The sequence below is a fragment of the Stenotrophomonas sp. TWI819 genome (assembly GCF_039673075.1).
GTDB classification, from domain to species: Bacteria; Pseudomonadota; Gammaproteobacteria; order Xanthomonadales; family Xanthomonadaceae; genus Stenotrophomonas; species Stenotrophomonas rhizophila_B.
In genome coordinates, this window is the sequence record NZ_JBDJKY010000001.1 from 436,724 (window position 1) to 462,597 (window position 25,874).

Here is a 25,874-nt window from a genome sequence, read left to right on the forward strand (position 1 = left end):
CGCGCTCCAACAACCACAGGACACACCTCATGATTCGTCATTCCACCGGCGGGAGCCTTCTCGCCCTCGCGCTCGCCGCGTCCGCGCCGGCATTCGCCACCGCACCACCGATCACCAGCGCGGACGATCTGGGCACGGCGGTCTCCGCCCAGATCGCCTGCGCCGGTATCTTCGTGGCCAACCGTGCCGAGGCTGACGTGCTGCGCGACGACATTCACGCGCTGGCGCCCTTCACCAAGGCGGTGGCGCTGTCGGTGGATCGCAAGGCCGGGACGGTCACCGCGTCCGCACCTGGCGCGGCCACGCGTACTGCGCTGCATCGGCCGGCCGTCGGCTGTACGTTGACCACCGGCGACGTGCCGTTGAAGGCGCTCGATGCCCAGGCCGCGCGGCTCTCACCGCTGCCGCAGCCGTCGGCACGCCCGTGGCCACAGGGCGACCTGCCGGCTCCGGGGCTGCAGGCGGCTGCCGAGACGAAGCTCGACCGCGCCGCACTGGATGCGGCCGTGAGTGCGGCGTTCGAGGAGCAGAACGTGGGCGGCTACCCGGACACCCGGGCGATCGTGGTGGTGCAGGGTGGGGCGATCGTCGCCGAGCGTTACGCGCCGGGGTTCAATCAGGACACCCGCATGCTCGGCTGGTCAGCCACCAAGAGCATCATGGGTACGCTGGTCGGCCTGCTGGTCGATGACGGCGTGCTTAAGCTGGATGACCCGGCACCGGTTCCCGAGTGGCAGGGCAAGGGCGACCCGCGGGGCGCCATCACGCTGCGCCAGTTGCTGACGATGTCGAGCGGGCTCACCTTCGTGGAGAGTTACAAGCCAGGCAACGAGTCGATCAAGATGCTGTTCGAGGCGGGCGACATGGCCGCGCTGGCCGCCGCGATGCCGCTTGAACACGCCCCCGGCACGCACTGGAGCTATTCCTCGGGCACGACCAACATCCTCTCGCGCATTGTCTTCGACGCAACCGGCGGCACGCTGGAAGGCATGACCCGGTTTGCGCAGACCCGGCTGTTCGAGCCGGCGGGCATGCGCAGCGCACTGATCGAGCCGGACGAATCGGGCGTACTGGTCGGCAGTTCCTATGGCTACGCCACGGCCCGCGATTGGGCGCGCTACGGGCTGCTGCACCTCAACCACGGTGAAGCGGGTGGCAAGCGCCTGCTGTCGAAACAATGGCTGGCGTTCGCTCTGACCCCCACCCCCGCATCACCGCGCCCCTCGTACGGCGCGCAGCTCTGGTTGAACCTGGCGGCGCCAGACGAAGAAGGGCGCAAGGTGCTGCAGGATGTTCCACCCGATGCCTTCATGGCGATGGGCCACAACCATCAGATCGTGGCCGTGATCCCGTCGCAGGATGCGGTGATCGTGCGGCTGGGATGGACACCGGAAGGGCAGAAGTTCGACTGGAACAAGCATGTCTCGCGGATCGCAGCCGCACTTGCCCCGGCTGCTGCCCTGGCGAAATGAGGTCGTCCTGACGCGCAGAGAGGGCGCCGACCGCGGCGCCCATTGACAGTTCTCTTTATGGAGAACTACTGTCTCAATGTGAGAAATGCTCACCTTGAGGCAGGGAAACCAGATGTGCTCGATCACGCTATTGGCAACGCCCCCGTTGAGTCGTGACCCCGCTGCAACCGGGGTGAACGCCTGATGGCCCGCCTGAAACTCGGGATCGCGGTGGACGCGCTTCGTCTGGCCGCTCCCTTCCGCATTGCCAGTCACGTCTTCGACAGCCGGCTGGCCATCCTCGTCACCTTGGATGACGGCGTGCATATCGGCCGGGGCGAGGCCACCGGCGTCTATTATCTTGGCGAAGACCTCGACAGCATGCGCACCCAGATTGAAGCGGCGCGCGATGCGATCCAGGCACACCCCACGCGCGAGGAACTGCGTTCGATTCTGCCGGCAGGCGGTGCCCGCAATGCTGTCGACGCCGCCCTGTGGGAGCTGGAATCAAAGCAGTCGGGCAGGCCCGTCTGGGCGCTTGCCGGACTCGCGGCGCCGCGACCGCTGCCGACGACCTTTACCGTGGGCGCCGATGCGCCATCGGCCATGGCGGCCGCTGCCGTGGCCTATCGGCAGGCGCGCTCGATCAAGGTCAAATTGACCGGCGATCTGGATCTGGACATTGCCCGCGTCGAGGCCATCCGCGCGGTGCGCCCGGACGTGTGGCTCGGTGTGGATGCCAATCAGGGCTACCAGATCGACGATCTCGACCGTCTGGTGACCGCCATGCTCGCCGCTGACGTATCCCTCATCGAGCAGCCGCTTGCGCGCGGGCGCGAGTCCGATCTGGACGGGTTTGCATCGCCCATTGCCTTGGCCGCTGACGAAAGCGCGCTGACCCTGGCGGACGTCGAGGGACTCACGGGTCGCTTCAACGTGTTCAACATCAAGTTGGACAAATGCGGCGGTCTCACCGAGGCGCTGCTGATCGCCGCCGCGGCGCGGGAAGCCGGGCTGGGCGTGATGGTCGGCTGCATGGTGTGCAGCAGCCTGGGCGCTGCGCCGGGCTTCGTGGTGGGGCAGCTGTGCGACCTGGTCGATCTGGATGGCCCGACCTTCCTCAAGCAGGACCGCACGCCCGGCGTGGTCTATCGGGACGGCACGATCTGGTGTGACGAGGCCGTCTGGGGCGGCTGACAGCGGCAGTGGGAGCCGTCCTGGCGCACAGATTCATGTCGATGTTGCGACGCGGGATTGACAGTTCTCTGAACAGGACTATTGTGTCCTAGATGGGCTTATAAGCATCCATCATTTCCCAGGAGCGTCACTGCCAGGCCGGCCTGATCCCTGCAACCCGGGGTGCCCTGACTGCCGCAATTCGTGCCCATTGCCGTGGGCGTCCTGTTCGCTACCGAGGTCTGACCACCATGAATCACTGTTCGCCCCGAACCAACGCGTTGTCGCTGGCCTGCGCTGCAGGCATCCTCGCCCTGGGCTGCAGCGCCCCGGTCATGGCGCAGGTGGCCGCTGAAAAAACCAATCGTGACGACGTGCATACCCTGGGCACGGTCACCGCCACCGCGCAGAAACGCGTGGAAGTGGTGACCGATATCCCGATGTCGATCAGCGTCATCAGCGAAGAACAGCTGGACCGGCTGCAGGTCAACAACATGAACGACCTGGCCGGACTGGTGCCGGGCCTGCAGGTCACCAGCCTGGGCGCACCGGGCCGCTCGACGATCTCCATCCGCGGCATTACCCCGATGGGCAACACCGCCGCCACGTCGATCTATGTGGACGACGTGCCGCTGACCGCCAATGGCTCGCTGTCCGGCGCCACCTCGGGCATGTTCGATCTGCTGCCCTACGACGTGCAGAACGTGGAAGTGCTGCGCGGCCCGCAGGGCACGTTGTACGGCGCGAGTGCGCTGGGCGGCGTGGTCAAATACGTGACCAAGCGGCCGGACCTGGAGTACTTCGCTGGCCGTGCCGGCGCCACGATGCGCGTGGTGGACGATGGCGGTCGGGTCGGCAACTCCGAGCGCGCGGCGGTCAATGTGCCGTTGGTGAAGGGCACCCTGGCCCTGCGCGCCAGCTACGCCGAGCAGACCAGCCCCGGCTGGATCGACAACACCGTCCTGCATCGTCGCGACACCAACGATGTGCACCAGAATGCCGGCCGCGTCTCGCTGCTGTGGAAAGCCTCGGACACCGTGGACGTCCTGCTGACCGCCATGCGCCAGGAGAACAAGGGCGACAATTTCGCAACCGTGGCGCTGGATCCGGTCACCTTCAAGCCGAAGCTGCCGGGATACGCCAACGAGTATCTGTTCCTGCAGCCGAGCACGATCAAGTACGACGTCTACGGGCTGACGGTGGACTGGGATCTGGGCTGGGCGGACTTCACCTCTGCCAGCAGCTGGATGAAATCCAACTCGTGGCGCCTGCAGGACCAGTCCGTCGAGTACATTCCGCTGCTGGGCCAGCGCCCCGGCGTGGGCCCGGTGATGGCGTACGCCGCGCTGGACACCGACATCGAACTCAAGAAGTGGACCCAGGAACTGCGCCTGACCTCCAAGGGCGACAGCCGCCTGCAGTGGCAGGTCGGCGCGTTCTACACCGATGAGGACGCCGCCTATATCGAAGATGGCAGCGCACTGAGCCCGGCGTTCGCCCCGGTGCTCAATCTGTTCAAGGCCTCCGTGCTGACCAGCTATAAAGAGAAGGCGCTGTTCGGCAACACCACCTGGAAGTTCACCGATCGCTTCGATCTGGCCTTGGGCGTGCGCCATGCGCGCAACGATCAGGTCTTCCGCCAGACGCTGGGCGGCCCGCTGGGTGGCGACGGCGTGCAGCGCGTCACCGAGTCGTCGGAAAGCGTGACCACGTGGAGCGCAAGCCCGCGGCTGTTCCTGGGCGAGGACACCATGGCCTACCTGCGTGTGGCCACCGGCTACCGTGCTGGCAGCCCGAACCCCATCCTGCCGGCCGCGCCGGATGTGCCCTCGCAGGTCAAGTCCGATACGTTGATCAACTACGAAGCCGGCGTGAAAAGTCACTTCTGGGACCGTCGTGCGCTGATCGAAGTGGCTGCGTTCCGGATCGACTGGGATGACATCCGCCTGAACCTGCTCACCCCGCAGGGCATTTCCTATGGCGTCAACGGCGGCAGTGCACGCAGCCAGGGCGTGGAATTCACCGGCGCGCTGATGCCCGTCGACGGCCTGCGCCTGAGTGCCAGCCTGGCCTATACCGATGCCCAGCTGACCTCGCCGATCCCGCCGGCACGCCCGGGCGGTGCCAATCAGGCCGAATCCGGCGCCCAGCTGCCGCAGGTACCGGAGTGGGCAGGCAGCCTGCAGGCCGACTACCAGTTCCCCACCAGTGGCGATTGGGGCTGGAGTGTCGGCGGCGCGCTGCGTTATTACGGCGAGCGCGAGGCCTCGGTGGCGTCTGCGCAGTCCTTCGAGCTGCCCAGCTACACCACGGTCGATCTGACCGCCGAAGTGAGCAGCCAGAACACGACCGTGCGGTTCTTCATCACCAACCTCACCAACAAGGACATCTACGTCGCCGCCGGCAGGACCATTCCCGCTGGCACGGCGCAGAACTACCGCCGCTGGAACGCGGTGATGATGCAGCCGCGTACGGTGGGCGTGTCGCTGGACTACAGCTTCTGATCGGCGCCTGATGAAATGCGCGGCACCTTCGGGTGCCGCGCAGGGCGGGTTACTTGGAGAACTCCGCCGGCAGGAAGCCCAGCCACAGCAGCAGCAACACCAGCCACAGCCATCGCCAACGGCCCATGCCACGCCACGCCGCACGCCAGGGACCGGGGGTCTTCTGCGGGCTCATACAGCCGCCTTTCGCGCACGCGCACGCAAGGCATCGGCGGTGCGCAGGCCGTAGATGTACACGCCGGTGAAACACAGCGAGGTGAGCAGGGCACCGGCCACGAACCACAGCAGGCGAATCGGCCAGCCGCCGAAGCTTCCGAAATGGAGCGGGTCGGCCATTTCCGCGATGCGTTGGTGCATCCCGAGATCGCCGCCGTCATGGCGCCCCAGCACCGTGCCGTCCTGCAGATCCATGGCGATGTTGTTGGCCCGTTCGCGCACCAGCCAGGCCGTTGCCTCACCCACCAGGACCAGTCCGCGACCATCGCGACTCACGAGGGCGCCGGTGGGCGTGAACGCCGGCCATTGCTCCGATACGTGACGCACGGCAGCATCCACCGCCGCGGGGTCCACGGGGCGCGGTGGCGCGTCGCCATCGGCCAGGTGTGTGACCGGGGCCGCCGGCGCATCGCCCCCCAGGGATTCGACCAGATACCACGCCCCGGTGATGCCGATCAGCAGCAGCAACCACATCGACCACACGCCGGCCAGGCGATGCAGATCACCCCAGAGGCGGCGCGGGCGCGCGGTATCGGGACGCTTGAAGAAGCCACGCCACCATCTCTTGTAGATGTACAGGCTGCCCAGCCAGGACAGCAGCAACGGCACCGAGAGTGCCGTCACCAACGGCACCCCATAGATGACCGGCAGCATCAGATGGCGATGGGTGTTGCGCAGCAGGCGTTGCACATTGAACCAGCCGGTGTCGCCGGTAACCTGCGCGGTGTAGGGGTTGATCCACACGAAACGCCTGCGGCCATCGGGCAGGCGCATCTGCGCGCGGGCCGCGAACAAGCGGGTGTGCCCGGCGCTGATGCCCTCCAGCTCCCAAGCCGGCCGAGCGCGCTGCGCAGCCGAAATGATGCGTCCCCAACTGGCGGTGTCACCGCCGTCGGCCACCCGCATCGGCTTGTGCAGCAGCCAGTCGATCTCCTGCGAGAACACCGCCAGCGTGCCGGTCAGGCAGACGAAGCCCATGAACAGACACAGCTTCAGCCCGATCCAGCTGTGCAGCTCGAACCAGCGCCGACGCCCGCCACCGGTTGGGGGCGGGGCAGGCAGGGGCGCTGGCGAAGGCTGGCGCGTGGGTTGCATCAGAAGGTGTATGCCGCTTGGAGATACACACGACGCGGCTCGCCCGGGAAGTGCCCCGTGCGCCCGGTGAAGCCGCTGGCTGCGTAGACCTTGTCGAACACGTTCTTGAGATTGGCCTGGAACTGCCACTGCTGCCACTGCGTTTTCCAGCTGACATCGAACGTGGTGTAGGGCTTCACCGTCTGCCCATCCAGGCTGACCCGCTCATCCACATGGTCGGCACCGAAGCCCACGGCCGACTGGATGGCCGGGAAGTCATAGCGGGTCCACAGACCCAGCTTGTTGCGTGGCGCGTTGGCAAAGCGATCGCCCGACGCATTGGTGATGCCACCGGTGCCGGCATCCTTCACTACGGCATCGTTATAGGCGTAGGTGAGGTTGACCACCCAGCGGTCGGTCACATCGGCCAGCAGGTCCAGTTCCATGCCCTTGCTGCGCACCAGGCCCAGCGTCGCCAGCTGGTTCACGCCATCGATCACCGCGCCGGTGGCCTGCACGATGTTGCTGCGCTCGATGCGGTACGCGGCCAGGTTCAGGGTGATGCGCTCGGCCAGCAGGCTCTTCATGCCCACTTCCCACTGCCGGCTGCGCTCCGGATCGAACGGACCACCGGCGTCGGCATTCTGGTTGGCGGCCGATTGCGGAACGAAGCCGCTGGCCACGTTGGCATACACGTTCACGCCATCGCGGACCACGAAGGTGCTGCCCAGGCGCCAGCTGATGTCATCGCCATCCACGCTGCTGCCGGCGATGCGGTCGTCATCCTTGAAGCCATCCCAGCGCAGGCCGGCCAGCACGTGCCAGCGCGGGGTCAGGGTGATCTCGTCCTGCAGGTAGCCGCCGTAGCGCTTGCTGCGGGTGCTGGTCGCACGCCAGGGCAGGGCAGCCAGGTTGTAGTCGTGATACGAGGTCACGCCATACACCGGGTTGAACAGGTCGATACCCGGGACAGGACCGGCACCGCGGGCGAGATCCGCACTGTTGGCGGTCTGCGCGTTGAAATCCGCGTCCATCTGGTACACGTCGGCGCCGAACAGCACCTTGTGGTCCACACTTCCGGTGCTGAGCCGCCAGACGGCGTTGCCGTTGGCCGCGAAGGCGTCGTTGGCGCGGATCTGGTTGCGCAGCTGGCGCGTCATCCACTCGGCGGTGCCGTCACGATCGCGGTCGATCAGGCCCATCGGCTCGTGATACATCTGGTGCTCGTTGTTCTCGAACCACCGCGCCGCGACGTCCAGGTCCAGGCTGGAGGTAGGCGAGAAGCGGTACTGGGCCAGCACCACCTTGGCATCCATATCGAGGAAGTCGGTGGCCTCGTTGTGGTTCCAGCGGCGATCGGTCAGGAAGGTGCCCGCATCGTTCACCGGCACGCCGCGCAGACGATTGCCGCCCAGTTTCTGCGTGATGTCGGTGTACTGCAGGACCATCTCGCCGGTCTCGCCCACGTCGAACGCAATCGACGCATCGCCGATCACGCTTTCGCTGTCGGTGTTCCAGCGCACGCCATCTTCGGTGTCGCTGTACACGCCAGCGCGGTAGCGCACGCTGCCGGTGGTGTTCAGTGCACCGGTGGCTTCGACGGAGGCGGCGCGGAAATCGTTGTTGCCGACCTGCACCTCCACCCGGCGCTCGACCTTGGCCGACGGCTTGCGGGTGACATAGTTGATGACACCGCCCGCATCGCCGCCGCCGTACAGCGCGCCCGCCGGCCCCTTGAGCACTTCCACGCGCTCGATGTTGAACAGCTGCGGCACCGAGAAGCCTGCGTAGGGATCACCACGCAGGCCGTCATACAGCACATTCTCCTGGCGGAAACCGCGCAGGGTGACACCGGCATAGCTGAAGAAGCTGATGCCGCTGATGCTGCGATACAGATCCGTGACCTGGCGCGCGGCCTGATCGTCGATCAGCTCGCGGGGCAGCACCTGGATGGACTGCGGCACCAGCTCCAGCGGGGTATCCGTGCGTGTGCCCACCGCCGCGTCATTCACGCGATACAGGGTCTGCGCCCGCCCCAGCACCTGGACCTTGTCCAGTTCCTTTACGTCGGCAGCGGGATCGGCATCCGCCGCGTAGAGGGCCGGACTGACAGACAGCGCGATGGCAAGGCACAGGGCGTGACGGGGGGAGGACGGCATCGGGAGGGGGGCAATCAGAAATGGGAATGCGACATATTACCATTTGACGCACTTTGATACGTGCCTGCGCAACGGCGGACCTGCGCTGCCCGAAAGCCAGGCAGCGCAGGGGGAATCCGGGGCTGCCCGGCTTGTCTGGGTGCCGGCAACCGGTGACAGTACAGCGGTGCGACCCTCGATCCGAAGGACTGTGATGACCCGAATTGCATTGGCCCTGCTTGCCCTGCTCGCCGTGGCACCCAACGCGCTGGCGGTACCTTCCTGGGGCGCGAAGACGTCCCGTCCGGCCGATACCGTGCCGGCGGCATTGCACCCTGGCGAGTGGGTCTGGGGTGGCGACGCGAAGGCGATGGGGCCGATGGCCGTGGTCGTGAGTCTCACCGAGCAGCGGGCCTACGTGTACCGCAACGGGCTGCTGGTCGCGGTCTCGACGGTGAGCACCGGCAAACCGGGACATGAAACGCCCACCGGGGTGTTCACCATTCTGCAGAAGGACAAGGATCACCGGTCGAGCAAGTACAACGACGCGCCCATGCCTTACCAGGAGCGGCTTACCTGGGATGGCGTGGCCCTGCACGCCGGCGGGTTGCCCGGCTATCCCGAATCCCATGGTTGCGTGCACCTGCCCACCGAATTCGCGCGGCGGCTGTTCGGTGCGACCAGCATGGGGATGGTGGTGGTGATCGCCAAAGAAGGCGTGTCGCCGTCAGAGCTGGTCCATCCACGTGTGGCCAGTCCGATCGACCCGGGTACCGGCAAGGAAGTGCTGGCCGCCCCCCTGGGCGTGCAGGAGCAGTTCCGCTGGCAGCCCGAGCTCGCGCCGACCGGCGTACTGTCGCTGCTGCTGAGCACCACGGACGGCAGGCTGTTTGCGTATCGTGATGGCAAGGAGATCGGCCGGGCGAGGGTGGGCTTCGGCGACGGTGCGGCGCCGGCGGGAACGCGGGCCTTCATGGTCGCCGACGGCGTTGCCCCGGCAACGGCTCCCTCATGGGTGGAGATCGGTATTCCAGGACAGGAAGCAGCGAGCGGAACGGTGGTTGCCCGGGCAGACGAAGATAAGATCCTGCTGCCACCGGGTTTCCGTTCCCAACTGCAGCCACTGCTGCGCCCGGGCGTGGTGCTGCTGGTCACCGACAAGCACGTGCTTGCCGACACCACCGGCGCGTCCCTGCAGCTCCTCAACGCGGATCCACCGGAGCTGTAACGGCACTACTGTTCAACCGCTATGCTTGTACGGATACACCCCTCCACCCGTACAAGCACGGCAGGCCGCATCACGATGAACGTGAAAACAAGCACCGCAATGCGTTCGGCAGTGCTGCTGTCAGCGGCCTTGCTTGCCAGTGGCTGCACGCGAACCAAGCGTGAAACGGTGCTCTCGTCGGACACGCTGAAAGTCGTGGCGGTCACGGAAAGCAGGCTGGATATCAACGTCAGCAAGTACCAGCACTACACGACATTCGAGCTGTATGTCGATGGCGGAAAGCTCTCCGACAGGGCTTTCGCAGGACTCCTTGACGATCCTGGTGCTGCTGACGATCGCTTCGTGCATACCGATGCGGTCGTCCTGGACGACCATGCGGTGCTGCTCGCGTCACACAACCGGGACAGCCTGCGCTGCTGGACGACACGCCTGTCCACCAGCGGCGGAACGCCGAGGGTGGAGGAACTCATGAGCGGAACGGTCGACTGCTCCATCCGCCCGGCACCCGCTGGATGGAAAGCGCTTTACGAAGAACCCGGCGACCTGATCCTGATCCGTGAGCACCCCTTCCAGCGCCATCCGATTGCAGGCTACTGGTACGTGCTCTGGATCGAGGGAGACGTCGCAGCGCTGTATCAGAAAGACCGGGAGCATGAGCGGCTTGTTGTCCGGCTTGCCCGGATTTCCTCGGACACGTCCCTCGCAGAGCAGGCGCTGCCCATGCAGCAGTACGCGGAGCCTGACCTGCTGTACGCCTCGCCGGAGGCGCGCAGGCAATGGCTGTTTGATAACTTCAGGGTCTCCATGGGGAACACGCCCTCGATCCAGCTGCGTGCAGACAATCGACTGGAAACCATCACGCCGGAGGTCTGGGCGCAGTACCAGGCGAATGATCGGGAGAACCGGGAGCTGGATGCCCGCGCGCGCGCCGAAGGAGAGGCCTGGAACGACGCACAGCGCAAGGCGCTGGACGCCGGAACGGCGGAGCAATCGCCTGCCAGATAGCACCTGCTCCCGGAAAAACGCTGTCGGCTGCATCGACCCGCCTGCCGCTGGTATCGTCAGCATCCCGGGCCCCACATCACATGATCAGGACTCACATGGACGTCGTTGCACACGCTGTCTCCCCTGATCTGGGCGACCGCATCATCAAGGTCAATCATGCCGGGGAGCATGGTGCCATTGCGATCTACACCGGACAGATTCTGTTGGCCCGGCTGACCGCACCCGCACTGGTGGATGAGCTTCGTGAGTTCCGTTCGCACGAGGAACGACATCGCTCCATCTTCGGCGCGGAGCTGCAGCGACGCGGTCGTCCTCGGTGCCGAAGCTACTGGCTATGCGGCGTGGGTGGTTTTGTCCTCGGCGTTGCGACCGGCCTGCTGGGGCGAGGGGCTGTTTCCGCAACCACGACAGCCGTAGAGCGTGTGGTGCTGCGCCACCTCCAGCACCAGATTGTGGTGCTGGGAGGTCATGACCCTGCCGCAGTGCTGGCCATCTCATCCATCATTGCGGACGAGCAACAGCATCACGATCAAGCCCTGGCGCATAGCCAGGCAGGCGCGTTCTGGCCCAAGGTGCTCGGCCCTATCGTGTCCGGCGCGACGGAAGCCGTCATCTGGCTGGGCATGCGGTTGTAGATCAGGCCCGCACCGGGTAGTCGGTGTAGCCGCGCGCTTCGCCCTGGTAGAACGTCGCCGGATCCGGCGCCGTCCAGGGATCCCCGTGGCGGATGCGCTCGACCAGGTCGGGATTGGCGATGAAGGGGGTGCCGAAGGCGATCATGTCTGCCTCCCCAGCGATCAACGCCGCCTCAGCCCGATCGGCCGTATAGCCGCCGTTGGCGATGTAGGTGCCACCAAAGCGCTGTTTCAATTCAGCGAAGTCGAACGGGACGCTCGCCGCCTGGATCACATGCAGGTAGGCAAGCCCGTACTGGCTCAGCACGTCGGCCGCATGTCCAAACGTGGCCTGCGGATCGCTGTCGCTCATCGAGAAAACGTTCAGTGCCGGGGACAGCCGCACGCCAACGCGATCCGCGCCGAACACCGGGATCACGGCCTCCACCACCTCGCGCAGCAAGCGGACGCGGTTCTGCGCAGAACCACCGTAGCCATCGGTCCGGAGGTTGGCGCCATCACGAAGGAACTGGTCGATCAGGTAACCATTGGCGCCATGCAGTTCAACGCCATCGAATCCTGCCAGCTTGGCGTTCTCGGCGCCCACGCGGAACTGATCGACCACCCCGGCAATTTCATCGATGGCCAGTGCGCGCGGTGCCTCGTACGGCTTCAGTCCTTCGGATGTGTAGAGCTCCCCGTCGGGCGCCAGCGCTGACGGTGCGACCGGCCGTTCGCCGTTGGCCTGGACCAGGGGATGCGAGAGCCGGCCGACGTGCCACAACTGCAGGAACATCCGGCCCCCCTGCGCATGGACGGCATCGGTGACGGCCTTCCAGCCCGCGATCTGGGCCGCAGAGAAGATGCCGGGTGTGCGGGGATAGCCCTTGCCCTGTGGCGAGACCTGCGAACCCTCGGTGACGATCAGCCCGGCACTGGCACGTTGGCGGTAATACTCGACGACCAGGGGCGTAGGAACATCACCGTCGCCGGCGCGGCTGCGCGTCATCGGCGCCATGACGATGCGGTTGGGAAGGGCAAGACGGCCGATGACGGCAGGGGAGAGCAGGTGGTTGGACGGTTGCATGAGGTGATCTCGTTGTTGATGGGGAGACAGGTTCAGCCGACGTCGACGTCGCGCCGAAGCTCGCGGCCAATGCGACGGATTTCCGCTTCGCCTTGGGCAAGGGCCTGTGCACTGGTATGCACGGAGTACGTGCCGGTGATCAGATCGTGTGGGTGGCTGACCGCAGAACCCAGCACGAAGGTGGTGTCGTGGATGGCGTCGACGTCGATGGCCTGTTCACTCGCTTCGAACACCACCAGTTCGCCGGCGTGGATCGGCTCGGGTGCCGCCAGTTGCCCCGTGCTCAACGCCAGCCAGGCAACGGTATGGCCCGACGGCGGGGAATAGCGCCAGCGTTCACCGGCCTTCAATGTCACGGCCAGGTAGGTCATGTTCGAGGGCGGCTCGATCACGCTGTCCGCGGCACCGAACTGGCCCAGCAGCACCCGTGCCGGGCCTTTCAGGTCGATCTGCGACGGCGCGATGTACTGGCTCTGGGCCGGGGCGTTTTCACTTTCGGCAGGCAGTGCGATCCAGAGCTGGAATCCGAGTGCATTCGCGTGACCGAGGGCCGCGCCGGTATGCCAGACACCGTTGCCCGCCCGCATCCACTCCACACCCCCGGCGGGCAGTACGCCCTGTTGGCCGGTCGAGTCTTCGTACGCGATTTCGCCGTTGATGAGATAGGTCAGGGTGGCAATGCCGGAATGCGGATGCATGCCGAAGGCTGGGGCATCCTCGCTCGCATCGAGGCGGAACAGGTCCAGGAAGACGAACGGCTTGAGCACGCGACCGAGGTCGCCGGGGCTGAACAGCCGCGTGATCGGGCCGTGGGTCCGACCGCGCGTACGGAACACGATGGGACGCGGCTCACCCGCCCGCAGTGGTTCGGGGGCGGGTTCTGCGAATGCCAGGACCTGAGCGGGGTGGCGAAGGGCGTTCATCGGTGACTCCAGAGCGGGACAGGGCGGGCAGCGGTACCTGCGGTAGCAGGTGCGCACCGTTGCCGAGCGTCCAACAATAGGCGCCGTCGAATGCTTTGATTAGACGACGCAATGGGATTGCAGTCGTCCATTTGTGGTGGTAATAAGGCGCATGCTTGATTTCAACGACATCGCGCTCTTCGTGGAAGTGGTCCGCTGCGGAAGCTTCGCCGAGGCAGGCCGCAGGATGGGAATGGCGCCCAACACCCTGAGCCGGCGTATCCAGGGCCTGGAACAGGCGCTGGGCACGCGCCTGCTGCAACGCTCCACCCGCAAGCTGGTGCTCACCGCCGCCGGCGAGCAGTTCCATGGGCGCTGCGTGGAGGCTGTGGACACGCTGGGCAGCGCAGGCGTGGATCTGTCGATGGGAAGCCAGGAGATCGCAGGGCTCGTGCGCATCGCGGCCCCTGCGGATTTCTTCCACTTCTTCGAGATGGAGTGGGTGGCCGAGTTCCTCGAACAGCATCCGAAACTGCGGCTTGATTTCATTCTGAGCGATGCCAAGGCCGATCTCATTGGCGACCGGATCGACGTGGCCTTCCGTGGCGGACAGCCGCAGGACTCCGCCTATGTGGGACGGCAGATCCTGCCGTCCGGATACGGCGGCCTGTTCGCCAGCCCGGCCTACCTGGCCGCACGGGGCACCCCCGAGAGCCTGCAGCAGTTGGGACAGCACGAAGGTGTCTGTTTTTCCCAGCAGGGCGGAAGCGCCAGCTGGTCGCTGGTGGGGCCAGATGGCGTGGATGTGCGGGTGGAGGTTGCCACGCGATTCAGTGGCAACACCATTCAAGCCTTGCGCCGGGCTGCACTGGCGGGCTTGGGAATTGCACTGCTGCCCAGCGCCATCGCGCGCCACGATCTGGCGACGGGTGCGCTGCTCCCGGTCCTGCCCATGTATCGGCGCCCGGGCCGCGGTATGCATGTGCTCTACCCAAGCCGCCGACACCTGCCTCTGGCCGCCGCTGCGGTGATCGATCTGGTCACGGAGCGATTGAACGCCGCATTGCAGCGCCACGACGAATCACCACCATGACGTCGGCTCAGTGCAACCCGGCCGCCTTGCACGCGTCAACGAATGCCGCGCCCTTTTTGTCCATCAGCGTTCTCACCAATTGATTGGCTTTCATCAGCGCGGCGCTGGGCGTGGCCCATTGCGTCTCGGGTAACGGCTGCGACCACGCCGTCACCTGCTCCGGCATCGCGGGCCGGCCCCTGCGATGGGTCCATTCCGCAAGAACGTAGGGCAGTTTCCAGAAGGTCAACACACGCCACAGGTACCAGCGGCGAAGCGGCCACCAGGAGCGCTTGTCGTAGCCGTAATGCGCCCGTTGCTCAGGCGTCAGGTCATCACCGCCATCATCCAGGGAACCCATCGCGCGCGCATCTTCGCGCTCGATCTCAAACGTGTGCATGCCCTCATAGGGCTTCAGCCGATCCTCGGTCGGGACCAGGCCCAATGCCTGGAACCAGGGGTTGGGTGCGTTGAACAACTGCCCGTCCTCCATGTAGTTCCGGATCGAGGCCCACAGGCCCAGCGAGTGCGAATCACTGGGCTGTGGCAGCAGGACAAACTGCACGGTGTCCCGCTCCTCATCCTCCAGGCCCATGCCGAAGGTGTACTGGCGCGTCGCGCCGTACGGGGTGACGCCCTGTGCATTGGACACCCAGGCAACGACACTCTCCCAGGGCACGATCAGGGCGCGACCGCTGTTGCGGTCGATGTAGCACACCTCGCGACGCTGGCGGTTGAAGCGCACCGGGTAGGGCTTTGCGCCTTTGAACTCGTCGCCGAACATTCCGTAAGCGAATGCTCCCAACGGAAGGAGGCCGAGCAGCGCGCCAGCGGAGAAGACCTGGATGAACATCTTCAAATCCGCCAGCGGCGCCGGGAAGTTCTCCGGGTAGGCGAGCACCACGTAGAGCATGATGAGCGCAGGCACGATGAACGCCAACACCAGCAGGCCGACGATGCCACCGGCCAGCATCTTGCCGCCCTCTACCGTCCCCCAGTTGCTTCCGCCCAGATCCAGGAACACATCATTGATGTCCGAGAACTGCCGACGGGAGCCCTGGACCTGACCGGTGTACACCGGCAAGGGAGACAGGAACAGCGTTTCGGTCGCGCCTTCGACGCGGATCTCTCCCGCTGAAGGGCGTTTCCTCCGCACGTCGAGCGCAGCGGTCGCCGCCGCCTTCGTGCTGTTTTTCTTGAAGAATCGCTTGAACACACACGCTCGCCGCACGGCCAACGTTGCACGATTTCACAGTGGGTAATTGGCTGTCACCAAACCCTGAAATGTCCCCGGGTATAGTGATCCATCCTCACCAAAAGGATCGACGCTATGCAGAAGGGCTCGGATCTACTGGTCAAGGCGCTGGAGAGCGAAGGCGTCGACCGCATCTTTGGTGTCCCGGGCGAGGAGAATCTGGACTTCCTTGAGTCGCTCCGGACCTCGCGCATCGAGCTGGTGCTTACCCGCCACGAGCAGGCGGCCGCGTTCATGGCCGCCACCCATGGCCGACTCACTGGCAGGCCCGGCGTCTGTCTGGCCACGCTCGGCCCCGGCGCACTGAATTTTTCCACTGGCGCGGCCTATGCCCACCTAGGTGCATGGCCGATGATTCTCATCACGGGGCAGAAGCCGGTGATGAGCGCCAAGCAGGCACGGTTCCAGATCGTGGATATCGTGGCCTCGATGAAGCCGCTCACGAAAATGACGCGTCAGATCGTCAGCCCGGCCGCGATTCCGGCCACCGTGCGCGATGCCTTCCGCGTGGCCATGGAAGAGCGCCCCGGGCCAGTGCATCTGGAGCTTCCGGAGGATGTCGCCGGCGAGGAGGTGGAGGATATCCCCGTCATCCCGGTCCATCCGCTGGAGCGTCCGATCGCACCGTCTGCCGCGCTCGACCGCGCAGAAGCAGCCATCCTGGCCGCCAAACGACCGCTGGTGATGATCGGCGCGGCCGGAAGCCGCCCGTGGCTCACCGAAGCGCTTTCCGCGTTCGTCGCGCGGACCCGCCTGCCGTTTTTCAACACGCAGATGGGCAAGGGCGCCGTCACCGGCGGCTCCAACCTGTACATGGGAACGGCTGCGCTCTCCGAAGGCGACTATGTCCACGAAGCCGTCGCCCGCGCGGACCTGATCATCGCCATCGGCCATGACACCGTCGAAAAGCCGCCCTTCCTCATGAAGAGCAGTGGTGGGCCCAAGGTCATCCATATCAGCTTCCAGTCCGCCACGGTGGAGCAGGTGTATCACCCCGATATTGAAGTGCTGGGCGACATCGGCGCCTCGGTGGATGCCCTGGCCGAGCGGCTGGACGGCCGCCTGACGGCGGACGAAGGCATGGTCGAGCTGCGCCAGAAGATCCTCGCCCGTCTCAACGACCGCGCCGAGGAGGACCGCTTCCCGATCACGCCGCAACGGGTCGTGCATGACGTGCGCGAGGCCATGCCGGAGGATGGCATCGTCTGTCTCGACAATGGCATGTACAAGATCTGGTTCGCGCGGAACTACCGCACGCATGTCGCCAATACATTGCTGCTCGACAACGCGCTCGCCACGATGGGCGCTGGGCTGCCGTCGGCCATGATGGCCGCGATGCTGTACCCGAAACGCCGCGTCATGGCCGTGTGCGGTGACGGCGGCTTCATGATGAATTCGCAGGAGATGGAAACCGCCGTGCGGCTGGGACTCAACCTGGTGGTGGTGATCCTCAACGACAGCGCCTACGGCATGATCCGCTGGAAGCAGGCAGTGGATGGCTTCGAGGATTTTGGGATGCGCTTTGGCAATCCGGATTTCGTGAAGTATGCCGAGGCCTATGGCGCCAAAGGGAGCCGGGTGACCGCGGTAAGCGACCTGGTGCCCATGATCGAAGCCGCCTTCGCTGGCGGCGGCGTCCACGTGCTGGATGTGCCGATCGACTATGCCGAAAACACCCGCGTGCTGGTGGATGAGCTGCGCAACCGCACGCCGGATGTGGGCTGCGCATGATCGCCACTGCTGATCCTTCCGAGAGGAGCTCAAGATGTTGACCGTCGTACAGGCCTTTGACCGCGCGCCCATCGCCGAGATCGGGTTCGACACTGCCGCAGCGCTGGAGCGCAAGCTCGACGCCGCCGAGCGGGTCTTCAAGAACCGCGACGGCTGGCTCCATCCGCACCAGCGCATCGCCATCCTGCGCAGACTTGCCGCCTTGATGGACGCCAAGCGCGACCACCTCGCCCTGCAGATTGCACGCGAGGGTGGCAAGCCGTTGCCGGATGCCATCGTTGAAACCACGCGGGCCATCGACGGCGTCCACAACGCGGCCGACGAGCTGCGCAATTTCGCCGGCCGCGAAATCCCGATGGGGCTGTCGGCCGCGTCGGAAGCGCGCTGGGCCTTCACCACGCGCGAACCCATCGGCATCGTGGCGGCGATCTCGGCGTTCAATCACCCACTGAATCTGATCGTCCACCAGGTGGCCCCGGCCATCGCCGTCGGGTGCCCGGTCATCATCAAGCCCGCCTCCGCGACGCCGCTGTCCTGCCTGGAATTCGTGGCGATGGTGCATGAGGCCGGACTGCCCGAGCCGTGGTGCCAGAGCTTCGTGCCGGAGGGCAATGACCTGGCCGAAGCATTGGCCACCGACAAGCGCATTGCCTTCCTCAGCTTCATCGGCTCGGCCAGGGTAGGGTGGTCGCTGCACGCCAAGCTGGCACACGGCGCACGCTCGGCGCTCGAACACGGCGGGGTGGCACCGGCCATCGTCGACCGCAGTGCGGACCTGGGCAGAATCATCGAGCCGATCGTCAAGGGCGGCTACTACCACGCCGGTCAGGTGTGCGTGTCCACGCAGCGCATCTTCGTCCACCACGACATTGCCGACGACTTCACCGAGGCCCTCATCGCCCGGGTCGAGCGACTGCGAACCGGCGACCCGACCCTGAAGGACACCGAGGTGGGCCCGCTGATCCAGCCGCGCGAGGCAGACCGCGTGGGCGAGTGGATTGACGAAGCGGTGAGCGGCGGTGCGCAGCTGGCTGCTGGCGGCAAGCGGCTGTCTGACACCACCCTGCAGCCCACCGTGCTGATTGATCCCCCCGGTGATGCACGCATCACTACGCAGGAGGTGTTCGGGCCGGTGGTGGCGGTCTATCGCTATGCCGACCTGGACGATGCGATTGCTCGCGCCAACTCCCTGCCCACCGCGTTCCAGGCCAGCGTGTTCGCGCAGGATATCGACATCGCCATGCGCGCCGCCAACCGGCTGGATGCCTCGGCCGTGATGATCAATGATCCGACTGCGTTCCGCACGGACTGGATGCCGTTCGCCGGCCGCCGCGAGTCTGGTTATGGCACAGGGGGTATTCCGTACACGATGCGGGACATGTCGCAGGAGAAGATGATTCTGATGCGGCGGGGCTGAGTCCTGGGATGCCACCCTGTACTCCTTGATGCCTGACAGCTGTCACTTGTGATGGGTGGGTGCAACGCGAGAATGTTGCCACTCCCGCACGGCACTCCACGGCCGGCACCCCAAACATCAAGGACGTCCTGTGAGCATGCTGCAGCAACTCGTGTCGAATACCCCCGTGTGGGTCTGGGCGATCCTGATCCTCCTGGTCACGCGTGGCGTCGCGGCCATGAAGCCCGGTGAAACCTCCCTTACGAAACTGGCGATCGTGCCGGCGCTGTTCACGGCGTGGGGCATCTGGTCGCTGGGCCATCGCTTCGGCGCGTCCTGGGAGGCTTGGGGCGAGTGGCTGGTGGGCATCGCGGCGGGCATGGGTCTGGGGTGGTTGCTGCTGCGGCGGGCAACGCTGACCCTCAATGCGGCGTCGGGGACGCTGTGGCGCAGTGCGGATTACAGCCTCCTGCCGTTGCTGCTGGTCACCTTTGCGGTGAAGTACGGCTTCGAGGTCGCGCTGTCCGTGTCCCCATCGCTCAACGTCGATGCCGGTTTCCGTGCCGCTTACCTGCTCCTGTCAGGTGCGTTCACCGGCATCTTCATCGGGAAGTACCTGCGATACCTGCGTGCCTCGCGCCAAGTGCCGGCTGCCGTGATGCCGACCGTGTAGGACGGGCGACGGACGCGCGCGTGACCAGCTGGTGCGAAAGGACCTGATTGATGGTGCCCCGTACCGAGGAGGCGGGGCGTCGGATCTCCCGCAGGAGGATGTCGATGGCGGTGTCGGCCATCTCCGCCACGGGCTGATGGATGGTGGTCAGTTCCGGCCACACCATCGTGGAGGCGGAGGTGTCATCGAAGCCCACCACCGACAGATCACGCGGCACATCGAGGCCGCGACGGTGCGCGACGGAAACCACGGCCGATGCCATGTCATCGTTGCTGGCAAAAATCGCGCTGGGCGGCAGATGAAGGGCCAACAGCCGTTCGGCCGCCTCCAGCCCCGAGCGGTACGTGAAGTAACCGGGCTGGATGAGTGTGTCGTCGTAGCCGATCCCTGCATCGGCGAGCGCATCGCGGTAGCCCTGCCAGCGGTGCGCACTGGCCGTCTGGTTCGGATCGCCGGTGATGTAGCCGATGCGGGTATGCCCGTGCGCGATCAGATGCGACACCATCTCGTGGCTGGCGCGACGATCATCGATGCGCACGCAGGACAGCCTGTCGCTGAAATGGCTGGATGCGATAGAGACGACGGGAATGCCCGCGGTCACGAATTCGTCGACGATGTCGTTCGATTCGCACAGGGGCGGAGGAAGAATCACGCCCGCCACGCTGCTGGCAAGTTGCCGCGCGGCGTCGCGACGCGCCTGGGTGCCCAGCTCATCCCAGGTGGCGATCACCAGCTGCGCCGCGGCCCGGGTGGAGCCGCGCAGCGCGCCGACCAGCAGTTCGCGCAGGTAGCTGGCGCTGGGGTTGGTGTAGATCAACGCGATGCAGGTGTGTTGCGCCGCCGCCAGCGTGCTGGCCGCCAGATTGGGCCGGTAGTCCAGGTCGCGCACGCTGCGCATGACGCGCGCACGGTTGCCTTCGCGCACACCGGCGTGGCCGTTGATCACGCGCGACACCGTCATCGCCGAAACGCCTGCATGCGCGGCCACATCATCGATGGTGATGGCGCTTGCCTTGCGACGGGCCGCTTTGGGGCTGTGCTTCACGACCTGGGCTCCTTTGCTGCGCTGCATGATGACAAGCGCGACCACGGGTGATTAGTCTGCGCCCGTGACGTGATGGTAGCGCTACCACTGTGCCGGGGTAAGGCCAGCGGGTACCCCCCCTTTACCACGCGGCTGTTCTGGCAAGCCTGAAAGCGAGTGTGAGTCGCAGCACGCACAGCGCGCTGCGATGTTCGGTGTGGAAGACGGGCATCGCCCGTACGTGCCCCCAGGAGGGGCGGTACATCCATTCGATCGTTATGTCAGAGGGGAGAGTCATGAGCGCTTCTACGTTCCGTCGTACCCAAGGCCGGGGGGCTCGTTCATGAGCCGCACGCTGGCGAAGTTCACCTCCAGGGCCATGTTTACCTTTGTGGGTGGCGTCCTGGTCATCAATCCCGCATTTGCGCAGGACGCGCCAACGCCCGCACCCGTGGCCCAGCCGCAGGCCCAGCCCAGCCCGACACAGCTGGACACCGTGCAGGTCACCGGCATCCGCAACAGCCTCAGCCAGGCGATGGACATCAAGCGCGACTCGGCCGGCGTGGTGGATGCCATCAGTGCCGAGGACATCGGCAAGTTCCCGGACACCAACCTGGCCGAGTCGCTGCAGCGCATCACCGGCATCTCCATCGAACGCCGTGATGGTGAAGGTGCACAGGTCACCGCGCGTGGCTTTGGTCCACAGTTCAACATGGTCACGCTCAATGGGCGGCAGATGCCGGGCGCGGATGCGTTCGGCGCATCGGGGCAGGTCGCCATCGGCGGTGTGGACGGAGGTACCCGTGCCTTCAACTTCGCCCAGCTGGCCGCCGAATCCATCAATGGCATCGAGGTCTACAAGACCAGCCAGGCCAATGTCCCCAGCGGCGGTATCGGCGCCACCATCAACATCCTGACCGGACGCCCGTTCGATCATGACGGCACCGTGGCCAGTGCCGGCGCCAAGGTCGTCTCCGACCAGAGCCAGCCATTCGACAGCGATCTGACGCCCGAACTGTCCGGCATCTTCAGCTACAGCAACCCGGACAAGACCTTCGGCGTTGGCGTGAGTGCGAGCTACCAGAAGCGCAAGGGTGGCTCGGTGCAGGCCACCAACAACTACTGGAACATCCAGCCGTGGACCGGCACGATGCCCGGCAACCCGACCGTGGTCAATGCACCGGCGGTGGGCGCGCTGTACGGTCGTCCGAACGACCTTCGCTATGCGTTCTCCGAGTTCGAACGTGAGCGCATCAATGGCCAGGCGGTGCTGCAGTTCGCACCGACCGATGCGGTGACCCTGACCCTGGACTACACCTATTCGACGAACGAGATCACCGAGAATCGTGGCGAACAGGGCATGTGGCTGCAGAACAGCAACTACACCGATGTCACGTTCGACACCAGCGGTGCGGTCGCAACCCCGGTCTATATCCGTGAAATCGCCGGGACCAAGGATTTCGGGCTTGAACAGCAGCGCAGCATGCAGAAGTACAAGCTGGGATCGCTCGGCTTCAATGCACTGTGGAACGTCACCGACCGGTTCAAGCTGACTTTTGACGCGCACAATTCAAAGAACGAAAGTCGGCCGAACGATCCGCTCACCGGTGGCGGCTCCATCTTCAGCAGCATCGCCGGCACCAACAACTGCACCACCGGGCCGCACTGCGGTGGGTCGTGGGTGCAGGAAATGAACTTCAACAACGGCCTGCCGGTGGGCACCCAGGTCTGGTACCCGAGCACGGCCGATGCCATCGCCAAGACCAATGGCGTGGTCAACCCCGGCTTCGTACCGGGCGAGATTGGTTCGCAGGTGCTGCGCATCAATTCGCAGACCCAGGTCAGCGAGATCAAGCAGGGGCGGGTCGACGGTGAATGGAGCTTCGACCGGGGGCGCTTCCAGTTTGGCGTCGACTCCAGCAAGCAGACCACCCACCGGATCCAGGCCGCGGAGAATTACAGCACTCTGGGCGACTGGGGCGTGGCCAACGTTGACGGGGATGTGGCCAACGGGCTGATGGACCTGCTGCAGCCAGTCAACATTGTCGGGTTGTTCAACGACTTCAATGCCAACAGCTTCACCGCCTGGCGCGGCGATGCGGGCCGCCTGGCGCAATGGGCGGCGGACAACTATGGCGCCAGTCTCGGCGTGAGCCCGCAGCGCGCCGCCGACAACCTGGTGGAGGAGAAGACCAAGTCGGCTTATTTCCAGGTCGAGCTGGACGGCGAGCTGGGCGGCCTGCGCACCAATACCCGCCTGGGCGTGCGCTATGAGACCACCGATGTGGTGTCGACGTCCGTCATCGCCATCCCGGAGTCCATCGAATGGCAGTCCAACAACGACTTCCGTGTGGTGTTGTCCGATGAGCAACAGCCGTTCACCGAAAAGAACAGCTACAGCTACATCCTGCCCAACCTCGACTTCAGCATCGACCTCATGGACGACCTCAAGGCACGCGTCTCGTTCGGCAAGAGCATCGCGCGCGCGCCGATCGGCAACCTCTACGCAGGCCCGACCGCACAGCAACCGTTTGGCTCGGTGCTGATCGATCCGTCTTCGCGGGCCAGCGGCACCGCACAGAACCCGCAGCTGAAGCCGCTGGAGTCGGACAATCTCGACCTGGCGCTGGAGTGGTACTTCGCCGACGCGAGCTACGTGTCGTTGACGTACTGGAACAAGTCCGTCAACAACTTCATCGGCAACACCATCGTGCAGGAGAATCTGTATGGGCTGAGGGATCCCACCGCCGGTCCGGATGCGCAGGCCGCGCTGGCGTTCCTCAACAGCGGCGCCTGTATCACCCAGGTCGGTGCGGCCAATGCGGCGGCCTGCTCGGCCAACGATACGGCCCTGTTCACCGCGCTGGCGTTGCTGCGCAACAATCCGGCCGGACTGGGCGCCTATAACGGTACCGACGCGCAGGTTCTGGCGACCGAGGCGGCCTATGACCTGTACGGGGAGGGCGATGATCCGCTCTACCAGTTCAGCGTCAACCGTCCCATCAACCAGAACCAGGCAAAACTGCACGGTTGGGAGCTCGGTGGCCAGTACTTCTTCGGCGATACCGGCTTTGGCGTCCTCGCCAATTACACCCTGGTGGATGGCGATGTCGGCTACAACAACGGGGGCGACCCGGGCATCGACCAGTTCGCGCTGACCGGCCTCAGTGACACCGCAAACGCCGTGCTAATGTACGAAAAATATGGTTGGTCGGTGCGCTTGGCGTGGAACTGGCGTGACCAGTACCTGATCCTCGCCAACCAGGGGACCAGTCGCAATCCGTACTACGTGGAAGCGTACGAACAGTGGGATCTCAGTGTGAACTACACCCTGGATGATCACTGGTCGTTCGGTCTTGAGGCGATCAACCTGACCGGTGAGGACGTCCGTTGGCGCTCGCGCACCTCGCAGATGATCGTGAAACTGGCGGACCAGAGCCCGCGGTACATGCTCGGCGTTCGTTACAGGTTCTGAACGGTGGGTGCCGCTGCTGAGGCAGCGGCACCTGTTCACGGCTCCTGAGAGGATTGAACAACACCATGCCGCGTTACGAAATGCTCAACAACATCGCCCATCGCGACCTGCGTGTGACCACCGGCTTCGGACCTGAATTCGGCGATGCGGTGGGCATGGTGCCGGCCTACCCGAGTGAGTTCGCCGAGCTGCAGCGCGAATATCCGCTCTTCCTCCGCAAGGACACCACGACAGGTGACTGGCAGTCGGTGGCGCTGCTGGGGTTCGAGCAACACGAAAATCTGTTCCTGCAGGACGGGCGCTGGAATGCGTCCTACCTGCCCGGGGCTGCGGCCAAGGGGCCGTTCCTCATCGGCTTCCAGGAGAACCGGATCGACGGCGAGCTTACCCAGGAGGCCGTGCTGCACGTAGACCTGGACCATCCGCGCGTCAACGCGATGCAGGGTGAGCCGGTGTTCCTGCCGCAGGGGGGCAACACGCCCTATCTGGACCATATCGCCGGCGTGCTGCGTGGCATTCACGATGGCCATGCCTTTGGTGCGCAGATGTTTGCCACGCTCGATGCACACGGGCTGATTCAACCGATCACGCTCGACGTGCAGATCGATCCGCAGCACCGGATCGGTGTCAACGGCCTGCACGCGATCGACCGTGACCGCCTGGCCCTGCTGGACGGTCCCGCGCTGGCCGAACTCAACCGCGCCGGCTATCTGGAAGGCACTTACCTGATGCTGTCATCGCTGCACAACATGCGACGCCTGATCGCCGAAAAGCAACGTCGCCTGCGCATGTCCGATAGTGCTGTCGCTGCGGGCAGGAACTGACCGGTGCTCGACGCCGTTGCCATGCAGATACTGGAAGACCTGGAGCCCGGCGCGCTTCCGCTGGAGGCGCTGGTGGCCGCCGGGGAACCGGTGGTGCTGCGCGGGATCGCGCGCGACTGGGCGCTGGTACAGGCCGGGCTGCACTCCACGCAGCAAGCAATGGCCTATCTGCGAGGCTTCGAGGCCGGCGTGCCGGTGCCGTACTCCTTCGGCGGGCCGGAGATCGACGGACGTCCGTTCTACACCGCGGATTTCACGCAGTTGAATGTCGAGGTCCGGCGCGGCCTGCTGACGCAGGTGCTGGACGAGATTGCCGCGACCCTCGATGCGCCACGGCCGCCTACCTACTATGTCGCCTCGCTGCTGATCGATCGGGCACTGCCCGGGTTCGCGCAGTACAACGATGCCGGCCTGGCCGGGCAGGGCATCGACGCCTCGGCGAGCATCTGGATCGGCAACCGCGTGACCGCATCCTGCCATTTCGACACGCCCGACAACCTGGCGTGCTGCGCCGTCGGCCGGCGCCGGTTCACCCTGTTTCCGCCGGAGCAGATCGACAATCTGTACCCGGGCCCGCTGGACCCCACGCCGGGGGGACAGGTGGTCAGCGTGGTGGATATCGATCGTCCGGATTTCGCCCGCCACCCCCGGTTCCGTGATGCGCTCGCCAGCGCCCGGACCGCCGTGCTTGAGCCCGGCGATGCCATCTTCATCCCCAGCATGTGGTGGCACCACGTGCGCAGCCTTGAGCCGTTCAACGTGCTGGTGAACTACTGGTGGCGCAGTTCGCCGAACTTCCTTCCCTCACCGCTGCCGGCGCTCCAGCATGCGATGTGGGCGCTGCGCGATCTGCCTGCTCGCGAGAAGCAGGCGTGGGCCACGATCTTCCAGTACTACGTGTTCGGCCCCGGCGAGCGCGCCGGGCAACACCTTCCCGACGCTGCCCGGGGTGAACTGGCACCGTTCGACGAGACGCAGGCGCGGCGTACGCGCGCCCAACTGCTGGCTCGACTCAACCGCTGATGGGAG

20 protein-coding genes are annotated in these 25,874 nt (G+C 65.4%); 13 read left to right on the forward strand and 7 right to left on the reverse strand.

Annotation, left to right across the window (positions count from 1 at the left end):
• The first annotated feature begins 29 nt into the window (after positions 1-29).
• The 3 genes from ABE463_RS01925 (at position 30) to ABE463_RS01935 (ending at position 5,131) form a co-directional block, all read left to right on the forward strand.
• Positions 30-1,472 (forward strand): serine hydrolase, encoded by a 1,443-nt coding sequence (locus ABE463_RS01925; protein WP_346467066.1) that lies wholly within the window; start codon positions 30-32, stop codon positions 1,470-1,472.
• Between the two features lie 183 nt (positions 1,473-1,655).
• A complete protein-coding gene (locus tag ABE463_RS01930; protein ID WP_346467067.1) occupies positions 1,656-2,648 on the forward strand; it encodes a dipeptide epimerase in 993 nt (330 codons plus the stop codon).
• Positions 2,649-2,878: 230 nt separating this feature from the next.
• Positions 2,879-5,131 (forward strand): TonB-dependent receptor, encoded by a 2,253-nt coding sequence (locus ABE463_RS01935; RefSeq protein WP_346467068.1) that lies wholly within the window; start codon positions 2,879-2,881, stop codon positions 5,129-5,131.
• A gap of 49 nt (positions 5,132-5,180) precedes the next feature.
• Here ABE463_RS01935 and ABE463_RS01940 read toward each other — a convergent pair whose 3' ends face one another.
• The 3 genes from ABE463_RS01940 to ABE463_RS01950 are packed head-to-tail and all read right to left on the reverse strand — an operon-like array spanning position 5,181 to position 8,580.
• Positions 5,181-5,306 carry a hypothetical protein gene (locus ABE463_RS01940; RefSeq protein WP_260232195.1) on the reverse strand — a complete coding sequence of 42 codons (126 nt, stop codon included), beginning with the start codon at positions 5,304-5,306 and terminating at the stop codon, positions 5,181-5,183.
• Entirely contained in the window at positions 5,303-6,442 is a 1,140-nt protein-coding gene (locus ABE463_RS01945; protein ID WP_346467069.1) for a PepSY-associated TM helix domain-containing protein, read from the reverse strand. The genes ABE463_RS01940 and ABE463_RS01945 overlap by 4 nt, the downstream gene beginning before the upstream one ends.
• Positions 6,442-8,580, reverse strand: coding sequence for a TonB-dependent receptor (locus tag ABE463_RS01950; RefSeq protein WP_346467070.1), 2,139 nt, complete (start codon positions 8,578-8,580; stop codon positions 6,442-6,444). Before ABE463_RS01950 ends, ABE463_RS01945 begins: the two co-directional genes overlap by 1 nt.
• 193 nt (positions 8,581-8,773) lie before the next feature.
• Here ABE463_RS01950 and ABE463_RS01955 point away from each other — a divergent pair, with 193 nt between their 5' ends.
• The 3 genes from ABE463_RS01955 to ABE463_RS01965 all read left to right on the forward strand — a co-directional run bounded on the left by ABE463_RS01955 (position 8,774) and on the right by ABE463_RS01965 (position 11,427).
• On the forward strand, positions 8,774-9,787 hold the full coding sequence (locus ABE463_RS01955) for a L,D-transpeptidase (protein WP_346467071.1): 1,014 nt from the start codon (positions 8,774-8,776) through the stop codon (positions 9,785-9,787).
• A 75-nt stretch (positions 9,788-9,862) separates the two neighbouring features.
• The gene (locus ABE463_RS01960; protein ID WP_346467072.1) at positions 9,863-10,792 is read left to right on the forward strand and encodes a hypothetical protein; all 930 of its coding nucleotides are present in this window, start codon (positions 9,863-9,865) and stop codon (positions 10,790-10,792) included.
• 95 nt (positions 10,793-10,887) lie between these two features.
• Positions 10,888-11,427 carry a demethoxyubiquinone hydroxylase family protein gene (locus tag ABE463_RS01965; RefSeq protein ID WP_346467073.1) on the forward strand — a complete coding sequence of 180 codons (540 nt, stop codon included), beginning with the start codon at positions 10,888-10,890 and terminating at the stop codon, positions 11,425-11,427.
• A 1-nt stretch (position 11,428) separates the two neighbouring features.
• On the opposite strand, the gene ABE463_RS01970 is transcribed toward ABE463_RS01965, so the two are convergent.
• Together ABE463_RS01970 and ABE463_RS01975 are read right to left on the reverse strand one after the other, a co-directional pair.
• On the reverse strand, positions 11,429-12,493 hold the full coding sequence (locus tag ABE463_RS01970) for an alkene reductase (protein WP_346467074.1): 1,065 nt from the start codon (positions 12,491-12,493) through the stop codon (positions 11,429-11,431).
• A 32-nt stretch (positions 12,494-12,525) separates the two neighbouring features.
• Positions 12,526-13,416, reverse strand: coding sequence for a pirin family protein (locus ABE463_RS01975; RefSeq protein WP_346467075.1), 891 nt, complete (start codon positions 13,414-13,416; stop codon positions 12,526-12,528).
• 151 nt (positions 13,417-13,567) lie between these two features.
• On the opposite strand from ABE463_RS01975, the gene ABE463_RS01980 reads away from it, so the two are divergent.
• On the forward strand, positions 13,568-14,488 hold the full coding sequence (locus ABE463_RS01980) for a LysR family transcriptional regulator (protein WP_346467076.1): 921 nt from the start codon (positions 13,568-13,570) through the stop codon (positions 14,486-14,488).
• Positions 14,489-14,495: 7 nt separating this feature from the next.
• Here the strand turns inward: ABE463_RS01980 and ABE463_RS01985 are convergent, their stop codons facing one another.
• Complete coding sequence (locus tag ABE463_RS01985) at positions 14,496-15,683, reverse strand: hypothetical protein (RefSeq protein WP_346467077.1); 1,188 nt, start codon at positions 15,681-15,683, stop codon at positions 14,496-14,498.
• Positions 15,684-15,797: 114 nt separating this feature from the next.
• Here ABE463_RS01985 and ABE463_RS01990 point away from each other — a divergent pair, with 114 nt between their 5' ends.
• The 3 genes from ABE463_RS01990 (at position 15,798) to ABE463_RS02000 (ending at position 19,522) form a co-directional block, all read left to right on the forward strand.
• Entirely contained in the window at positions 15,798-17,453 is a 1,656-nt protein-coding gene (locus ABE463_RS01990; RefSeq protein ID WP_346467078.1) for an acetolactate synthase large subunit, read from the forward strand.
• Positions 17,454-17,487: 34 nt separating this feature from the next.
• Positions 17,488-18,870 carry an aldehyde dehydrogenase family protein gene (locus tag ABE463_RS01995; protein WP_346467079.1) on the forward strand — a complete coding sequence of 461 codons (1,383 nt, stop codon included), beginning with the start codon at positions 17,488-17,490 and terminating at the stop codon, positions 18,868-18,870.
• Between the two features lie 136 nt (positions 18,871-19,006).
• Positions 19,007-19,522, forward strand: a complete 516-nt coding sequence (locus tag ABE463_RS02000) for a DUF6622 family protein (RefSeq protein WP_346467080.1) — start codon at positions 19,007-19,009, stop codon at positions 19,520-19,522.
• Here ABE463_RS02000 and ABE463_RS02005 read toward each other — a convergent pair.
• On the reverse strand, positions 19,452-20,594 hold the full coding sequence (locus ABE463_RS02005) for a LacI family DNA-binding transcriptional regulator (RefSeq protein ID WP_346467166.1): 1,143 nt from the start codon (positions 20,592-20,594) through the stop codon (positions 19,452-19,454). The genes ABE463_RS02000 and ABE463_RS02005 overlap by 71 nt on opposite strands.
• Positions 20,595-20,889: 295 nt before the next feature.
• On the opposite strand from ABE463_RS02005, the gene ABE463_RS02010 reads away from it, so the two are divergent.
• The 3 genes from ABE463_RS02010 (at position 20,890) to ABE463_RS02020 (ending at position 25,868) form a co-directional block, all read left to right on the forward strand.
• Positions 20,890-24,021, forward strand: coding sequence for a TonB-dependent receptor (locus ABE463_RS02010; protein ID WP_346467081.1), 3,132 nt, complete (start codon positions 20,890-20,892; stop codon positions 24,019-24,021).
• Between the two features lie 65 nt (positions 24,022-24,086).
• Positions 24,087-24,845, forward strand: coding sequence for a SapC family protein (locus tag ABE463_RS02015; RefSeq protein WP_346467082.1), 759 nt, complete (start codon positions 24,087-24,089; stop codon positions 24,843-24,845).
• A 3-nt stretch (positions 24,846-24,848) separates the two neighbouring features.
• Positions 24,849-25,868 (forward strand): cupin-like domain-containing protein, encoded by a 1,020-nt coding sequence (locus ABE463_RS02020; protein ID WP_346467083.1) that lies wholly within the window; start codon positions 24,849-24,851, stop codon positions 25,866-25,868.
• Positions 25,869-25,874 lie beyond the last annotated feature (6 nt).

Bases quoted from the DNA above. Each gene is read 5' to 3' on its own strand.
- ABE463_RS01925 (WP_346467066.1), top strand. From the start codon at position 30: ATGATTCGTCATTCCACCGGCGGGAGCCTTCTCGCCCTCGCGCTCGCC.
- ABE463_RS01930 (WP_346467067.1), top strand. From the start codon at position 1,656: ATGGCCCGCCTGAAACTCGGGATCGCGGTGGACGCGCTTCGTCTGGCC.
- ABE463_RS01935 (WP_346467068.1), top strand. From the start codon at position 2,879: ATGAATCACTGTTCGCCCCGAACCAACGCGTTGTCGCTGGCCTGCGCT.
- ABE463_RS01940 (WP_260232195.1), bottom strand. From the start codon at position 5,306: ATGAGCCCGCAGAAGACCCCCGGTCCCTGGCGTGCGGCGTGGCGTGGC.
- ABE463_RS01945 (WP_346467069.1), bottom strand. From the start codon at position 6,442: ATGCAACCCACGCGCCAGCCTTCGCCAGCGCCCCTGCCTGCCCCGCCC.
- ABE463_RS01950 (WP_346467070.1), bottom strand. From the start codon at position 8,580: ATGCCGTCCTCCCCCCGTCACGCCCTGTGCCTTGCCATCGCGCTGTCT.
- ABE463_RS01955 (WP_346467071.1), top strand. From the start codon at position 8,774: ATGACCCGAATTGCATTGGCCCTGCTTGCCCTGCTCGCCGTGGCACCC.
- ABE463_RS01960 (WP_346467072.1), top strand. From the start codon at position 9,863: ATGAACGTGAAAACAAGCACCGCAATGCGTTCGGCAGTGCTGCTGTCA.
- ABE463_RS01965 (WP_346467073.1), top strand. From the start codon at position 10,888: ATGGACGTCGTTGCACACGCTGTCTCCCCTGATCTGGGCGACCGCATC.
- ABE463_RS01970 (WP_346467074.1), bottom strand. From the start codon at position 12,493: ATGCAACCGTCCAACCACCTGCTCTCCCCTGCCGTCATCGGCCGTCTT.
- ABE463_RS01975 (WP_346467075.1), bottom strand. From the start codon at position 13,416: ATGAACGCCCTTCGCCACCCCGCTCAGGTCCTGGCATTCGCAGAACCC.
- ABE463_RS01980 (WP_346467076.1), top strand. From the start codon at position 13,568: ATGCTTGATTTCAACGACATCGCGCTCTTCGTGGAAGTGGTCCGCTGC.
- ABE463_RS01990 (WP_346467078.1), top strand. From the start codon at position 15,798: ATGCAGAAGGGCTCGGATCTACTGGTCAAGGCGCTGGAGAGCGAAGGC.
- ABE463_RS01995 (WP_346467079.1), top strand. From the start codon at position 17,488: ATGTTGACCGTCGTACAGGCCTTTGACCGCGCGCCCATCGCCGAGATC.
- ABE463_RS02000 (WP_346467080.1), top strand. From the start codon at position 19,007: ATGCTGCAGCAACTCGTGTCGAATACCCCCGTGTGGGTCTGGGCGATC.
- ABE463_RS02005 (WP_346467166.1), bottom strand. From the start codon at position 20,594: ATGCAGCGCAGCAAAGGAGCCCAGGTCGTGAAGCACAGCCCCAAAGCG.
- ABE463_RS02010 (WP_346467081.1), top strand. From the start codon at position 20,890: ATGAGCCGCACGCTGGCGAAGTTCACCTCCAGGGCCATGTTTACCTTT.
- ABE463_RS02015 (WP_346467082.1), top strand. From the start codon at position 24,087: ATGCCGCGTTACGAAATGCTCAACAACATCGCCCATCGCGACCTGCGT.